Below are 17214 nucleotides of genomic sequence, written 5' to 3' on the forward strand. Positions count from 1 at the left end.
TTATCTCTAAATTTTAAGCATAAAAAAAACATTAAATGACGTGATAGTTTTCCATTTGTCAGGCTGAGCGAAGTCGAAGCCCTTATTAACTTGACCAGCCTTCGACTTCGCTCAGGGTGACAGTCGTACAAAAATCTCGCAAAGACGCAGAGTCGCAAAGTTAAAAAATCAGAATAGAAACTTGGCGACCTTGCGTCTTCGCGAGAAATAACCGTTTAAAAATCAACAATAAAACAAACCTCAAAAACTGCTAATTCTGATAATAGAGGCGATTTACACAAATTACTCCACAACTTCTAGACTTAATTTCCAACTTTTGAAACTGATCCTAAAAAAACTGCTTAACCCCTAAATTTAAGCATAAAAAAACCATTACGCGATGTAATGGTTTTCTATAGGATATTTTTAACACAAACTTAAAAATCATCATTATCAGGTATTAGTCCCTGATTGTTATTATTTGTTGGCTGTGGTTTTTCTTCTTCTTTTTTATCCGATTTCTTTTTATTCTTATCGGCATCTTTTTTGTTTGAAAATTTCATAAAATCCGGATTTAAATACGAATCCTGTAAATCATCTGTATTGTTTTTTAAAGCTCTTTCTAATTTATGGCTTTTGAATATTTTATTGACCAATTCACTAAAAGTATCAAAATCGACCTCGTACGAAATACCGACTCCCTGAGTATAACCAATTCCTTGTCCTATATAATTGATGTCATTTTCTTTATTAAACAGTCGTAAATTCATCGTTCCATCTTCATTAACACGGTATAGAATTTCAATATCACCAACAATAGCCGATTCATTAACACCTCCAACCGGAACTCCAACCTTACCATTAATTGTAATTCTTTCGTTGACCTGAGACGTAATATTAGCCACAAACTGACCATCTGCCTCCTGCCCTAATCGCTTATCGGCAGAAATAAAATTCAAATCGATATTGAATTTATCATTATCTGATTTTATAATTCCACCCAACAAACTGGCAGCAGTTTCGGCAAATGTTCCCGACAAATCACTTTGATTAAATCCATCTGCACTCATAAACGAACCGGTCGACAACAGATACAATGCTTGTGTCTGGCGTACGTCTTTGTCGTCTAATTTGTATTGTATCTCCGATTTCAAAACACTGCTTACCGATGGAAATTGTATATCAAAATTAGGCTCCGGACTTGTTAAATCTCCCCTTAAACCAATAACTACTTCAACCGGTACTTTTTTATTGAAAGAAGAATTTTCCAGTAATACGGCAGGATTGGCAGACGTTCTATAAACGGCTTCCAAATTTAACTGCGCTTTTAGCGGGTTACCCTCCCAAATAATGGATCCTCCTTTTTTAACGGCGAATTTTTTATCGATTAAACCACCATATTTAAAATTATAAGTTCCTTCATAAGCCTGGAAATCTCCCCACATATTAAATTTACCTAATGTATTAATCTTAAACAATAGCGATCCATATCCTTTCCCTTTCATACCATGCCCCGAATTTCTGTCCAGGATTACCTCGACTTCGGCGTCGGGTGTGATATCAAAGTCAAATTCTAGTTCAAGACCGCCGTAATTTTTTGTCTTTTCGGCTATTCCATTCTCCAGATTATATTTTTCTTGCGGCGTTACAAAGTGAATAAAACTGCTTTCGCCAACACTCTGCGCATTATTAATCGGAATCTTAACCTGCGTTCCTTTTTCTGATTTGGCAGCGACTTTAATAAACAAACTTTCTGTCGGACCTTTAATGCTTGCCGTACCATTAATAAAGGCCGTACCAAAATAGGCCGCATCCTCACTATCTTTTGTATCAAGTGCCAGCAATCGCTTGGACGAAATGTTCAAATCTAATTTCCAATCACCAAAATTATGATGCTCAATGCTACCATTCAACAGTCCTTTGGTTTTGTATTTTGTATCGGTCAGCTGATTATTTCGAAACAAAAACTTCTCATCCGTTAAATCAATAACAGTACGATCACCCAACTCATAATCTGTATTGAGATACGGAATCGTCATACCGGCTTTTTCAACATATAACCTTCCATTGATTTCGGGTTTCTTCAGATTTCCGACAACCGCTGCATTTCCCGAGACAGTTCCTCTTACATTCGACAGAACTTCGCCTCCGACTGTTCCCAGGGTAGCCAGATTAAAACCTTCGAGTTTTAGATTCATGTCTAAAAAAGTTTCTTTATTCTCTACAGAAAAATTTCCGTCTGCTTTAAACGATTCTGTAAAACCATTTTGTATGGACGAATTTATCGTAAACTTTTTAAAACTTTCATCTCCTGCGATATCAAAATTTAAAGTTCCTAAATCAATTTTATTTAAATTAAGATGATCAATTACAATAGAGGCTGTGGGCTGATAGACATCTTTATTCTGCTTGTAATTAACACTTCCGTTCAGATTACCGTTAAACACAAACTTCGAATTGAAAGGTGTTATTTTATTAATATCAACATCCTCAAAATTCAGCACAATGTCTTTATAGTCTTTTCCTTTTAAAACACCATTTAAATCAATTTTCTGATCTTCGTGAGACAAAACAATATTATCGATCTTAAAGTTTTTAAATTCTTTGTCAAAAACGATCTGATTGTCTTTTTCCGCATCTTCATTTAAGTACCACAAATAGTCTTTGAATTTCATCTCCGACTTATGAATCCCTACAATATTGTTCTTGTCTTTATCTATGGTATGATAGAGATTCATATTAAAATAATCCTCCCCCTTATCTCCCCCTTTAAACTCGGAACGAACAAACAGCGTATCATTTGCCGTAACATTAATCAAACTAAAATCACGTACTTTATAATAAGGTGTCTTAATACTGTCTAACTCTACATAGGCATTGTAAAGCTGATTTTTGTTATCGACATTGATTCTGATATTATCAAATGTATTTTTTGCCGCAGTAATCTTTTGAGAATTGAATTTAAATTTGAATTCATTTAAATCGGAATCAATTTTTCCACGTAAAACCGTTGAGGAGTCAATTTCAATTTCAGGATACAACATTTCGACTACCTTATTATAGACATGCAAATTGAATCGCAAAAACTGTCCTTTTTTGACTTTATAAGGTTTGTAATTGGTATAAAGACTTCCCACAGAATTCATGACCAGTTTATCCAGTTCTTTAAACTGAAATTTACCCACGATTTCTCCATTAACAACATCCGACGAGTTGATGTTAATAGTTCGCAATCGGTCTTTATCAAAATTAGAATTTACCGTTATTTCATCAAAAACATAAGTCGATTTTGGATTTTTATATACCGCATCTTTGATATAAACATTCCCTTGAAGATTCTCAATAGAATTTCCCGTCAGTTCAACAATAGCATCACCGGAAAAATGAGAAATGGAATCTTTTACAAATTTCAACTTTCGTAAATCGGCATTTTCAACATTGATATGAAAATCATATTTGCTTTCTCGTTTGCTTAAATCAACCAAACCATCAAATGTCAGACTTACATTCGGATCATTAATAGAGACCTGTCCTTTATAATATGGCAATTTAAAATTACCGTTTACAACAATATTATTATAGGTGTACTTATTATAATCTAATTTAGCAATATCACCCTTTACGATTGTATTGAGGTACTTCTCGGTAAAACCAACTCCGTCAACATCTAAGTTTAATGTAGTTCTGCCAATATCTTTTCGCTGTAATAAAGTCCCAACATCAAAATTATCAAGTATAATATTTCCCGAGTAAGAGGCTTTGTCAATAAAATCCATATTATTCATATGCAAATCGATTTGACCGTTTCCTAAATCGGTTGTCATTTTAAAATCAGTTTCCAAAGCCGTAGTCGAAACTTTAGCTTTCCCCACCATATTAAATCTGCCCAACCTCTGAATTTCTTTCGGAAGTTTAGTCCCTAAAACACCCGGCAGTAAAACAACCAGATCATCATAACTCGAAAGCAACTTATCAAATTTTCCATCCATAGAAAACTTTTGATTTTCACTTCCGACAAGATTTCTGAAATTGATTGTCCCAACAATTCTTGAACCGTTGGTATCGCTAAGTCTTAAGCGTCTTAGATTCAGATTATTTAAGGTACCCTTTATTTTAGTTTTAATTTTAAAATGTTGGTTTTTACCCAGTCCATCATAAAAATAACGAATATCATTAGTCGCAATCGAAGCAGAATCTAACGCAACATCAAACTTTACTTTATCTGTAAAATGCAAAAAGTCTTCTATCTTATAATTCAATATCGCCTGACCGTAAATAGAAGATCTTTTGGTTTTTATAGCCAGATTCTCGACCTTTATTTGCTTTTTGGTGTAACTAAATTTTCCGGCAAAATTAGAAACATACAAACCGCGATGATCCAAAAATGAAAACCGGTGAATCGTTGTATTTACATCAGGCCCATACAGTTTAAAATCACTTATGTAAGCGTTAAGCTTTTTAAAATCAAGAAATTTGGGTGTTTTTTTATTCTCGTCTATTACAGAAAAATTACCTCTGGAGATATAGGCATTTTTAGCGGTTAACAAAAAGTGTTTTGTCGATGTAGAAGGCTTGCCTATCTCAAACAATTTAACAAACTTATTAATATTATTTTCGTCTTCGCCTTTGTACGTTTTCAGGTTAAAAATCAATCCCGTTAAACGCAGATCGCCAAAAATCAGATCGCCGTCGAGTACTCTTTTTATGCTTACAATATCTGTATTAATGAGATCCGAATAGATTAAAGTCTTATTGTGATGATCCAGAATAAGAACTTTTTTAAGTTTGACGCCTCCAAAAATATTGATTGCTACTTTTTCTACACTTATTTTAGTTTTAAAATCGGCGTTGAGCGATTCTGTAATATACTTTGCAATTTTTGTCTGAACGACAGGCAAAGACAGTGTTATAGCAAGAGCCAACAAAAGTAAAATTAACCCAATTAGGGTTCGTGATATTATTTTCTTTACTTTTCTGATAGCTCTATAATTTTAGTTTTCTTTTAATTTTATTTTGAACAGACAAAGGACGGCTGTTTTGATAAAATTTCTTTAATTTTGGCGTTTACTGCAATCAAAGAAATTTAGAAATTTGATTTGTCAAATATAATCCAAAATTCGTGCCTTTATATGCAAAATTCAGAGGTTTTTATTCTTGCCATCGAAAGTTCCTGCGATGATACTGCTGCTGCAGTTTTACATAACGATAAAGTACTCTCCAATGTTGTTGCCAATCAGCTAATTCACAATCAATATGGTGGTGTAGTTCCTGAGCTGGCCTCAAGAGCACATCAACAAAATATTGTTCCAGTAATTGACGCTGCGCTTCGCAAGGCAAATGTACAAAAAGAACAGTTAACCGCCATTGCATTTACCCAGGGACCTGGTCTGATGGGGTCTCTTTTGGTAGGAAGTTCTTTTAGCAAATCGTTATCACTTGCTTTACAAATTCCGCTAATCGCTGTAAATCACATGCATGCTCATATTTTAGCGCATTTTATAGACGAAAAAGGTTTTGATAAACCCGATTTTCCCTTCCTGGCTTTAACGATTAGTGGCGGACATACACAAATTGTAAAAGTAAACGGTTTCTTTGACATGGAAATCATTGGCGAAACCACAGACGACGCGGTGGGAGAAGCTTTTGACAAGAGCGCCAAAATCCTTGGACTTCCTTATCCGGGTGGACCACTTATCGATAAATATGCCCAATTAGGCAACCCGAAAGCTTTTGCGTTTACAAAGCCAAAAGTTCCGGGACTGGATTTTAGTTTCTCGGGATTAAAAACGGCCATTCTATACTTTATTCAGAAGAAAAAAATAGAAAACCCAAATTTCATTGAAGAAAATCTAAATGACATTTGTGCTTCTATACAATATACGATTATCGAAATTTTAATGGACAAATTAAAATTAGCCGTTAAAGAAACCGGAATCACACAAATCGCAATTGGTGGCGGTGTTTCGGCCAATTCAGGTATCAGAACCCGATTAAAAGAAAGTGAAGGCAAATATGGCTGGAAAACTTTTGTACCCAAATTTGAATACACCACAGATAATGCCGCAATGATTGGGATTGTAGGCTATCAAAAATATTTATCAAATCGTTTTGAAACTTCTGCTGTCGTTTCAAAAGCGCGAATTCAATTTTAATTATGCAATTATTTTACAATCCGAATATAGACGAAACTACAGAAAGCTTTTCTTTTGACAAAGAAGAAAGCCGACACATTATAAAAGTTTTGCGCAAACAAGATTCGGACATTTTACATGTTACAAACGGTGTCGGTCTTTTGTTTGAAACAGAAATTACTTTGGCTTCCGACAACAAATGTACGGTTCAGGTTCTTTCTGTAAAAAAAGCGGATGAACCTAAATTTCATTTGCATTTGGCTGTGGCACCGACCAAAATGAATGACCGTTACGAATGGTTTTTAGAGAAAGCAACTGAAATTGGAATTCAGGAAATCACTCCTGTTTTTTGCGATCGCTCGGAGCGAAAAGCAATAAATCCGGAACGATTTGAAAAAATCATTCTTTCGGCAATGAAACAATCCAATGAAACTTTTTTACCAAAGTTAAATCCTGCCATTTCTTTTAAGGAATTCATTAAACAAAAAAAGGAAGGTTTACAATTGATTGCCCATTGCGAAGAAACGGATAAAAAATCACTCAAAGAAGTATTGCAACCCAACCAGAACGTAACTTTACTGATCGGTCCTGAAGGAGATTTTTCAGAAAAAGAAATTGCTTTGGCTTTAGAAAACGATTTTAAACCTGTTACTTTGGGCAATACCCGTTTGCGAACTGAAACAGCAGCAATTGTTGCCTGCCATAGTGTTGTTTTTTTTAATGAAAAATCATAAATAAATTTAGTTCTGTCCTTTCGACGAAGAAGAAATCATATCCAAATTATCACCAACTGTGTGTTTAGCCAGTGCGATTTCTCCTTCATCGAAACGACAAGAATAATGCATGCTAAAGGGAAAATACCTGAATAATTTATACTTGTATGAAAAAAATACTCTACTTATTATTACTCGTTTCTGTTTCTTCTTTTTCTCAGGAAATTGCTTTATTAAAATACAGTGGTGGTGGCGATTGGTATGCAAACCCTACTTCGTTGCCCAATTTAATTCAGTTTTGCAATGCAAACATCAACACCCGAATAAAAGCAAAACCCTCTACGGTTGAACCGAGCAATCCTGATTTACTCTCCTACCCGTTTGTCCATATGACGGGACACGGAAATGTGGTTTTCAGCGACAGCGATGTAAGCAATTTAAGAAATTACTTAACCGGTGGCGGTTTCCTTCATATTGATGATAATTTTGGAATGGATCAATACATTCGAAAAGAAATCAAAAAAATATTCCCCAACAATAATCTGATTGAACTTCCGGCTAATCATCCTATTTTTCAAAAGCCTTTTCCGTTCCCCAACGGACTACCAAAAATTCATGAACACGATGGAACCCGTGCGCAGGCTTTCGGCATTTTTATCGACAACAAATTAGTCTTGTTATATACCTACGAATGTGATTTAGGTGATGGCTGGGAAGACCCTGAAGTACACAACGACCCCGCTGCCGTTAGAGACAAAGCTTTAAAAATGGGAGCAAACATTATCAATTATATTTTTACCAACTAATCCTTAAGAAGTGCAGCTAACTCACGAAGAAAATCAATTTGAAAGAAAAACGTTTCCGATAACCTTAGTGTGCGATCATATTTATTTTCAGCAGAATATTGGTTCCCTTTTTAGAATTTCAGAAGCTTTTGGAGTGGAAAACATTATCTTTTTAGGGAAGGACATCCCCCTGACACCACGAAAAATAAACAAAACCTCCAGAAGTACACATCTTCATGTACCTCATAGTATAATTGAAAAAACAGACGATTTAATTCCTTATTTAATCGAAAACGACTTCGAAATTATTGCTTTGGAAATTGCCAGCAATAGTAAACCTCTTAGAGAAGTCCAAATTCCGGAAAACAAAAAAATTGCTCTTTTAATAGGCAGTGAAATTGATGGAATTTCAGACGAATTATTAAAAATAGCACATCAAATTGTTCACATCAACATGTTTGGGAACAACAGCAGTATGAATGTTGTACAAGCGGCGAGTATCGCTTTGTATGAATTTACTTCTTAATAATTTAATTTTATTTTTGTAGGAACTACGCTATATAAGGGATTGTAAAATTCTTACATATTTTTTTGGTGTAAATATTTTTTTACAATATTTTTTTGTCATAAAGTTGCATTATTGTTTAACTAAAACCAATAATTATAACAAAAAACCCCTATTATTATGAAAAAAGTATTATTATCATCATTATTAATTCTTTTGATGCTTTCTTGTCAAAATGATCAAACTGAGTCTTCAAAAGTAGAAACTGCTGCCCAGGATCGTCTGGCATGTTCCACACAAGAAGTATTAGAAGCACAACTAAAAGCTGATCCGACATTGGCTATCAGAATGAACGAAATCGAAGCCTTTACGGCTAAACAAGCACTTGCAAATCCAACTGGTCGTGCAATGGCTGGTCCTGTTACCATTCATGTAGTTGTAAATGTACTATACAGAACCGCTGCAGAGAACATTTCAGATGTACAAATTCAATCTCAAATCGATGTTTTAAACAAAGATTTTAATGCCTTAAATTCAGACTTCGGTAGTGTTCCGGCTCTTTTTGCAGGCGTAAAAGCCAATGTAGGAATCAAATTTGTATTGGATCAGATTATCAGAAAATCTACTACAAAAACTTCTTGGGGGACTAACGATGCTATGAAAAAAACAGCTCAAGGTGGTTTAAACCCAACTTCACCTACTACAAAGCTTAACATCTGGTCTTGTCCAATTGGTGGAGGAATTCTTGGTTATGCGCAATTTCCGGGAGGTTCAGCTGCAACTGACGGCGTAGTGCTTGATCCGAAAAACTTCGGATTATCGGGTGCAGCAAATGCTCCTTACAACTTAGGAAGAATTGGTACTCACGAAGTAGGTCACTGGGCAAATTTACGTCACATCTGGGGAGATGCAACTTGTGGAAGCGACTTAGTAGCAGACACTCCTACTCACAATACTTCAAATAGCGGTGCACCGGCCTATCCACACTACAGCACTTGTGCAGGAACTCCTGTAGAAATGACGATGAACTACATGGATTATACTAATAACTACTCTATGTATATGTTCTCTAATGGACAAAAAAGCAGAATGCTTGCTATATTTGCTACTGGTGGTATTAGAGCTGCTTATGCCCTATAAAATAACAAAAGAATTAAATTTAAAGCGAGATGTCATACATCTCGCTTTTTTATTATGAGTCCTCTTGCACTAAAAACCTCGCACTTCCTGAAAAATAATAAAGACACTTTAAACAGGAAGCCAAACGGGAAAAATCCAACCTTAAATGTTAAAATTTACCCATCGATTATTCTTACAAAAAGACTCGCTAACAAATGCATAATGAACGTTATACAAATCAAAAATATAAATTTGTAAGAAATAACGCCTTAAAAAAAATGCAGTTTTTTTAGTAAGAACTAGACTATACAAGGGATTGTAAATTTCTCACAAAATATTTATTGTAAAATTTTTGTTACAATAAATATTTAGTTATAAAATTGCCATATTGTTTAACTAATCAACAATAATATAACAAAAACCCCTTTTATTATGAAAAAAGTTTTTTTATCTGCAATTACGGCACTTTTGCTGTTTTCTTGTCAAAATGACCAAACTACTGACGCTTCCAGCCCGGAAGCTAGTGCGATTGCCCTTCGCGGATGTGCATCGCAAGACGTATTAACAGCACAATTAAAAGCTGATCCAACTTTGGCTATCAGAATGAATGAAATTGAAGCTTTTACTACAGAACAAATTCTAAGTGGCCGTGCCGGTAAATTGGTAAACGGTAAAGTTCAAATTCCGGTTATCGTAAATGTACTGTACAAAACCACTGCAGAAAACATTTCAGATGCAAGAATTCAATCTCAGATTGATGTATTAAACAAAGATTTTAATGCTTTAAATTCAGACTACAATAGTGTACCAGCGCTATTCGCAGGTGTGAAAGCTAATGTAGAAATCTCGTTCGTTTTAGAAAAAATAAACAGAAAATCTACAACAAAATCTTCTTGGGGAACCAATGATGCAATGAAAAAAACAGCACAAGGAGGTTTAGCACCAACTTCTCCAACAACAAAACTTAACATTTGGTCTTGTACTATTGGTGGAGGAATCCTTGGTTATGCACAATTTCCTGGAGGATCTACTGCAACTGATGGTGTTGTAATCGATTCAAAATATTTTGGATTATCAGGTTCTGGAAGTGCTCCGTACAATTTAGGAAGAACAGGTACTCACGAAGTGGGTCACTGGATGAATTTACGTCACATCTGGGGAGATGCAAATTGTGGAAGCGATTTAGTATCTGATACACCAACACACAATACTGCAAACTACGGTGTACCAGCTTACCCTCACTTAAGCACTTGCTCTGGAACTCCTGTAGAAATGACAATGAACTACATGGACTATACTGACGATGCTGGTATGTACATGTTCTCTATCGGACAAAAAAGCAGAATGGCTGCTATTTTTGTAACTGGCGGACCAAGAGCAGCTTTTGGTATCTAAACCAAAAATTGAAAAATATACTTAAAAGCGGGATGGTTTCATCCCGCTTTTTTTATGTTTCCTATTAAATTAAAAAGCTTTTCTTATATTTACTTGAACTTTAAAGACCCAACATGATCACATCAAAAACAATATCTAACGGAATTTTAAGAGCTCTAGCTACCATATTAATTACCGGAGTACTCTTATACTTTTTATACGAAATACAAACCGTAATCGTATATCTCTGTATATCCCTGATATTGTGTCTGATTGCAAACCCCTTGGTTCAGTTTTTAAAAAATAAATTAAAATTCGGCAATTCGTTAGCCGCATCAACCACGATCTTATTTTTTATCCTAATGATGGTTGGTTTTATACTGCTTTTTGTTCCCTTAATCATTTCTCAGGCCAACAATCTGTCTTTATTAGACACCAATCATTTGCAGCAGCAATTTGTAGAGACCGAAAAAAGTATCGAAACCTATTTTAACATTCAACATGTAGATTTAAATAAAGTACTGAAAGAATCTAAAATAACTTCCATGTTCGATTTTAGCTATTTTACCCGTTTTATAAACTCTATTATGGGATTCATGGCTGATATGGGAATGGGACTGGTTTCTGTATTCTTTATCACGTTCTTTTTTATCAAAGATCAGGATACTTTTAAAGATCAGGCCAGAAGAGTTCTTCCGGATACCAATGAGGATAAAATTCTAAATTCGATAACTAAAATAAACCATTTACTTACCCGATATTTTGTTGGTTTGCTATTACAGTTAACCGTAGTATTTATCCTTTATTTAATTGTTCTCATCATTTTCGGAAATAAAAATGCATTTGTTATCGCATTTTTGTGCGCCATTTTAAACGTGATTCCGTATGTGGGCCCCATTATAGGAACCACTTTAGCAGGAATTCTAACGATGATCAGTTTAATTGGTAAAGACTTTCAATCCGAAATTTTACCTACTACCATTTATGTAATCATAGGGTTTTTGGTTGTTCAGGCCATCGATAATAACATCAGTCAACCTATAATTTCATCAAAAAGTGTAAATTCGCACCCGTTAGAAATATTTCTGGTTATTTTAATCAGTGGAATTACTTTTGGAATTGTCGGCATGATCATCGCTATTCCGGTATTTACAATGCTAAAAGTAATTTTAAAAGAATTTTTCCCTAACAACAAAATTGTCTCCGTATTAACCGAAAGAATTTAGCATTGAACACTTCTATTTTAAGCAAACCTATTCAAGACTTTATAACTCAAAATAGTGGTGTCTCGATTTCAAAATTAGCACTCCAGAAAAATCCGTTTCCGGAAGTGGACTGGATATTAATTTTAAATCAAATTGAAGCCAAATCTAAGGCAAAAGACAAACTGCCAACCTGGTTTTCTACGGAAAATATTATTTATCCGAGTAAAATCTCAGTAGAACAAACTTCATCTGAAAAAACGGCTGTCTATAAAACGTCTTTGATTTCCGGAGCCACTTTAATAGATCTTACAGGAGGTTTTGGGGTAGATGATTATTATTTTGCAAAAAACTTCAATACAATTGCACATTGCGAAATCAATGCGGATTTATCGGCTATAGTACAACATAATTTCAAACAACTGGGCGTTAAAAACTGCAGCTTTTATGCGGAAGATTCTACTATTATTTTAAGAGAATCAAACCAAAAATGGGATTGGATGTATATTGATCCCTCGCGAAGAAATGATGCAAAGGGTAAGGTTTTTATGCTCAAGGATTGTTTGCCTAATGTTCCCGAATTGCTTCCTTTTTACTTCGAAAAAACAAATTCAATTTTAATAAAAACGGCTCCGCTATTAGACATTTCAGCAGGTTTATCTGAATTGAAATTTGTAAAGAACATTCATATTATTGCGCTAGAAAATGAAGTCAAAGAGTTACTTTTTGAAATTCACAATCACTATTCAGGTCCCATAACAATTAAAACTGCTAATATTTTAAAGGATAAAACGGAAACATTTGAATTTGTTTTAGATCATGATACTGATTTCCCAACCTATCATTTACCTCAAAAATATTTGTACGAACCCAATTCGGCGATTATGAAATCGGGTGGTTTTGATGAAGTTAGTGCCGCTTTTAAAATAAACAAACTCCATAAACATTCTCATTTGTATACCTCGACGGAATTAATCGATTTTCCCGGAAGAGTTTTTGAGATCGAAAAAACCATTTCGTACAACAAAAACGACATGAAAACGGAATTGTTAAACCAGCAGGCAAATGTTACCACAAGAAATTTTCCTGACACGGTCGAAAACATTAGAAAAAAATGGAAAATAAAAAACGGAGGAAATCTTTATTGTTTTTTCACAACTGATAAAAATGATAACAAAATAGTTTTAATTTGCAGAAAAATAACTTAACAATGAAACAACTAATTACACTAACTTTTTTTCTATTAACCTTTACAGCATTTGCACAAAAACCATGCGAATACAGCGCAAACGTAAACGATTCCATTGGTACCTATAAAGTAACAAATGAATACCTGATGAGCGAGAAGTACTTTGGAGGAAGCTTCAGTTATGTTTTCTTCACACTAGCGCAAACAGATGGTTTACCAACCTTAAACTTTCAACTTATCCAAAAAAGCAAAGACTTTATAAAAGCGAATTGTTTTGATCCAAATTCAAAAGTATATCTACAATTGGAAAACGGAAAAATCGTTACTTTAAAACATATCAATCAAGAAAGTTGCGGTACCCTTATTCATGACGAAAAAGGTTTTGACAATCGTGTTAATACCGGTATTTTTATGTTCCTGAAAGATAATTATGAAGACCTCAAAAAATCTCCGGTTTCGATTATGCGTATTAAATATTTAACTAACACTGAAGATTATATTCTAAAAGCGGACCTGGTATCTGAAATGAATACTAAAACCTATCATCCAAATACCTATTTCATGGACAATATCAGATGTGTGGAATAACTACTCGCAATTCCATTTCTGATTCGAAACCGCATCTTTTAAACCTGTTTTTAAATTATAATGCCACCATTCTGAGTCAAAAGAATTAAAGCCATTTCGCACCATCACTTTTTTAAGGTATTTTCTATTGGAAAGTACTTTTTTTGAAAGTTTCGTATAGTTATGGCTTGCCTGAATTCCGAAAAAATCAAAAGGAGTTCCCATATCCAGTTCTTTTCCGGTTGCATCAACAAGTGAAATATCAACGGCTCCTCCTCTATTGTGGATGGAGCCTTTTTTTGGATCAGCAACATACTCCGCATTTGACACAATCTCCCACATCTTTTTTTGAATCGATAAAGGTCTGTAACAATCGAAAAGTTTGATTTTATAACCGTCTTTCATAAAATCTTCATTGGCCGAGACTAAGGCCTGAACTGTCTTTAATCGCAAAAGGCATTCTGCACAATCGTACACTTTGGCTTTGAGGAAATTATCTTCAGTAGCATATTTCATGTCATACACAAACTCTTTACTGTAGTCTTTTAAATTGACAAACGTTGTGTCGGCTACAACAGTATCCGAAGTATAACATTCTAGCTGTGCCTGCATTGAAAGAACGAAGAAAAAAGCGCCACACAAGAGAATTTTTTTAAGGGATAAACACTTCATAATGGATTGTTGCAAAATTAAAAATAGACCGACGGCAACGAATTTAATAAAATTTCATCAGACATCACGCAAAATAAGCTACTGACTGCACTCTAAGGGTCTCTTTAAATTTATAATTATAGAAAGAGTATAACTTTTTTGACCTGAAATCAGGAGCATTTTTGCCACGAATTACACTAATTTTCTCTAATTTCTTTAGGAGGTTTAAAATAGGCCAAATCATTTTAATCCTTTAATCAGTGGCAAAATTTTCTACTAAAAATCGTCACAATTAATTCGTAAAAATCAGTAAATTTAATTTTTCAATTTAAACCTCAAAACGATGAAAAAACTGCTATTACTATTACTTTGTACAATTGGATTTTCGGCCTATTCACAAACTTCGAAAGAACTTGTTGGAAAATGGCAACTGGTAAAATGGACACAAAATGGAAAAGAAAAAGACATTCAGTCATACTTTAAAACAGACCAGGTTTATCAGGTCTTTTCTGATGGTGGAGAATTTCAAAGTATTAATGGCGACAAAATTAAAAAAGGCAAGTGGAAACTTTCTGATGATAACTCCGAATTAACCATCATTTCAACTCTTATGCCTATAAAATTTCAAATCGATTCTTTTGACGCTCAGAAACGTGTTATGACTTATGAATCATTGGGTACTTTTGAGTATAAAAAAGTAGTCGATTAGAGTTATCAGTTCTTTTATATTTGGAATTAGAGTCTTTATACCTCATTTTCTGAATTATATCACAAGTAATTTCAAATGATTTATTGGTAGTTTAAATTGAATCAGTCAATTGGATAGCTACTAAAATTTTGCACTATTATGAAGAATGGAAACATTCTTTTGGACTGTCTCTTGCTTTAGTTTAGTGCCATTAAGTTAAGCTGTTTTTTCACGCGGATTTTGCGGATTTTACGGATTCCGCGGATTTTTTTATTTCATTCCGCTAAAATCTGCGTGTGGCTTTTTTTGATGGTCTCTAACTTAATGATGTTTTTTCTCGCAGATTCTGGGGATTCTGCGGATTTTTTTTATTCTTTCCGCTAAAATATGCGTGTGGCTTTTTTTGATGATCTTTAACTTAATGATTTTTTTTCACGCAGATTCTGGGGATTCTGGGGAGTTTTTTTTCATTCTGCTAAAATCTGCGTGAGGCTTTTTTTGATAGTCTTTAACTTAATGATCTTTTTCACGCAGATTTTGGGGATTCTGCGGATTTTTTTTCATTTTGCTAAAATCTGCGTGAGGCTTTTTTTGATGGTCTTTAACTTAATGATTTTTTTTTCACGCAGATTTTGGGGATTCTGCGGATTTTTTTTATTCTTTCTGCTAAAATCTGCGTGTGGTTTTTTTGATAATCTTTGACTTAATGACACTAAACTAAGGCAAGAGGTAAATCAAATAAAGTAATACTCCATTTTATTTTATTTAAAAAGTATACCAAGAAGGTACAGTCAACCCTCCTTTACTATCATAAAAAACAAATTCTACTTTTTGGTAACCTGGCAAGGCATACTCCCATTGATTCAGATTAGAAACGTTATAATTTATAGTACCATGTGTACTAACGGAATCATCAGCGGCATAAATGGTAACTGTTTTATCGGATAAATTAATTATGCGGTGCAACAAACCGGGTTTAGCATTATTAGGCAAGTAAAGAGATAAATTGACCGCAAGTCGATCCGTCATTACTACTTGACTAGTCGTAGTCGACAAAGTAAAACTTGAATTGGATGTATAAATAAAATACGTTTCTGTTGTTGGTTTCCAAACTACATTACCGCTTGCATCTGCTGCAGTTGCAACCTGACCTATTATTGGAGTTGCTCTGTCTGAACCTTTTGTGATTGCTAATGAACTTAAGGTAGTTCTTCCTGTTGTTTCGTCAATAAAGAGTTCATCGAAGTTTCGGTCTTTATTATAAATCGTAAATCTTCCAAGATTTTTATATAATTGAAACTCTTTAGTATTTACTGTTGCCCGATCTTTCATAATAAGGTTTTTACCTGCTATATTCAAATCTTGCGTGGCGGTATGATTTCCTAAATTGTCTTTTCCACTGGTTACAGCTGTCGTTACAAAACCGGTTGTCGCAATAGAAGTGTCATCATCTCCTTCGAATGCTGTGACCGCTTTGGCATCACCACTGAATGTTGGGGCTACAATGGGTGCTTTTTTATCCAATTCCACTTTCAATCCTGCTGGTTGAACCGCTACTGTTGTGGAGGTTCCCAAAGTTGTTTCTGTTGCAGTTGCCAATTGAACTTTGCCTGCTTGTGTTAGTGAAGCGGCTTTAACTGTCGGAAGTGCAGCTGTACCTGTTAGATCTCCAGCTAATTGTATTTTCCCTGTCGCGGTGGCGGTTGCATCGGACGTTGCCGGAACCGCTGCCACTTTTGTGTCAACATAGTGTTTAGTAGCTGCCTCTAAATTTAAAGTTGGGTCTGCCGGCAATAATAGTGAACCAGTCATAGTACCTCCTGCAAGCGGAACGTACTGTCCACTAGCCGAAGTATTGTACCAGACCTTCCCATCCCATATTTCCAGTACGTTTGTTGTAGTATTATAAATAATCAAACCAATTGCCGCAGAAACAATAACATTCCTTTCTGCAGTCGTCATTCTTGGTGGCAAGAAGCCTTTATTGGTAGACTCCACTTCTAAAGCGGCAGAGATATTAAGTTGCATCGGATTATTTCCTATTTTCTGAACGATTTGTGCCTGAATCATACAACCGGTAAAAAAAACAAACACTCTGGTAATTATTGTTCTCATTGCTCTCCCTTTTATTTTAAGTTATACCTCACCATCTTTCTGACCCTCTATGAATTCTATTCTATCGATAAATAAAACTTTCTAAACTACTACTAATCATTATTTTTTTCTATCCAGAACAAATTCATATTAATTTGTAGTAAAATTCGCTAAATTTTATTACACTAAACTATATCTATGTATAATTGAAAGGATT

13 protein-coding genes are annotated in these 17214 nt (G+C 34.6%); 10 read left to right on the forward strand and 3 right to left on the reverse strand.

Translation table 11 applies throughout. The features are described from left to right. Window positions 1-416 precede the first annotated feature (416 nt). Window positions 417-4904: a translocation/assembly module TamB domain-containing protein gene (locus AB674_RS01900; protein WP_047773390.1), complete on the reverse strand. Its 4488-nt coding sequence runs from the start codon at window positions 4902-4904 to the stop codon at window positions 417-419. A 204-nt stretch (window positions 4905-5108) separates the two neighbouring features. Here AB674_RS01900 and tsaD point away from each other — a divergent pair, with 204 nt between their 5' ends. From tsaD to AB674_RS01945, 9 genes are all read left to right on the forward strand, one after another. Next, on the forward strand, window positions 5109-6131 hold the full coding sequence (gene tsaD / locus AB674_RS01905; protein WP_047773391.1) for a tRNA (adenosine(37)-N6)-threonylcarbamoyltransferase complex transferase subunit TsaD: 1023 nt from the start codon (window positions 5109-5111) through the stop codon (window positions 6129-6131). A gap of 2 nt (window positions 6132-6133) precedes the next feature. Continuing rightward, window positions 6134-6844, forward strand: coding sequence for a 16S rRNA (uracil(1498)-N(3))-methyltransferase (locus tag AB674_RS01910; protein WP_047773393.1), 711 nt, complete (start codon window positions 6134-6136; stop codon window positions 6842-6844). Window positions 6845-6990: 146 nt separating this feature from the next. Beyond that, window positions 6991-7629 (forward strand): DUF4159 domain-containing protein, encoded by a 639-nt coding sequence (locus AB674_RS01915; RefSeq protein WP_047773394.1) that lies wholly within the window; start codon window positions 6991-6993, stop codon window positions 7627-7629. A 10-nt stretch (window positions 7630-7639) separates the two neighbouring features. Beyond that, entirely contained in the window at window positions 7640-8134 is a 495-nt protein-coding gene (locus AB674_RS01920; RefSeq protein WP_047773395.1) for a TrmH family RNA methyltransferase, read from the forward strand. 159 nt (window positions 8135-8293) lie between these two features. Beyond that, window positions 8294-9253 (forward strand): zinc metalloprotease, encoded by a 960-nt coding sequence (locus AB674_RS01925; RefSeq protein ID WP_047773397.1) that lies wholly within the window; start codon window positions 8294-8296, stop codon window positions 9251-9253. A gap of 411 nt (window positions 9254-9664) precedes the next feature. Continuing rightward, on the forward strand, window positions 9665-10627 hold the full coding sequence (locus AB674_RS01930; protein WP_047773398.1) for a zinc metalloprotease: 963 nt from the start codon (window positions 9665-9667) through the stop codon (window positions 10625-10627). A gap of 113 nt (window positions 10628-10740) precedes the next feature. Further along, the gene (locus AB674_RS01935) at window positions 10741-11832 is read left to right on the forward strand and encodes an AI-2E family transporter (RefSeq protein ID WP_047773400.1); all 1092 of its coding nucleotides are present in this window, start codon (window positions 10741-10743) and stop codon (window positions 11830-11832) included. 2 nt (window positions 11833-11834) lie between these two features. Beyond that, window positions 11835-13016, forward strand: coding sequence for a THUMP-like domain-containing protein (locus AB674_RS01940; RefSeq protein ID WP_047773401.1), 1182 nt, complete (start codon window positions 11835-11837; stop codon window positions 13014-13016). A 2-nt stretch (window positions 13017-13018) separates the two neighbouring features. After that, on the forward strand, window positions 13019-13585 hold the full coding sequence (locus AB674_RS01945; protein WP_047773406.1) for a hypothetical protein: 567 nt from the start codon (window positions 13019-13021) through the stop codon (window positions 13583-13585). On the opposite strand, the gene AB674_RS01950 is transcribed toward AB674_RS01945, so the two are convergent. Continuing rightward, window positions 13586-14176: a M15 family metallopeptidase gene (locus AB674_RS01950; protein WP_240478057.1), complete on the reverse strand. Its 591-nt coding sequence runs from the start codon at window positions 14174-14176 to the stop codon at window positions 13586-13588. Between the two features lie 382 nt (window positions 14177-14558). Here AB674_RS01950 and AB674_RS01955 point away from each other — a divergent pair, with 382 nt between their 5' ends. Next, window positions 14559-14924, forward strand: coding sequence for a lipocalin family protein (locus AB674_RS01955; RefSeq protein ID WP_047773410.1), 366 nt, complete (start codon window positions 14559-14561; stop codon window positions 14922-14924). A gap of 744 nt (window positions 14925-15668) precedes the next feature. Here AB674_RS01955 and AB674_RS01960 read toward each other — a convergent pair. Continuing rightward, complete coding sequence (locus tag AB674_RS01960; protein ID WP_131701505.1) at window positions 15669-17018, reverse strand: hypothetical protein; 1350 nt, start codon at window positions 17016-17018, stop codon at window positions 15669-15671. Window positions 17019-17214 lie beyond the last annotated feature (196 nt).

Origin of the sequence: Flavobacterium sp. ABG (assembly GCF_001027725.1) — a bacterium.
GTDB lineage: Bacteria > Bacteroidota > Bacteroidia > Flavobacteriales > Flavobacteriaceae > Flavobacterium > Flavobacterium cupriresistens.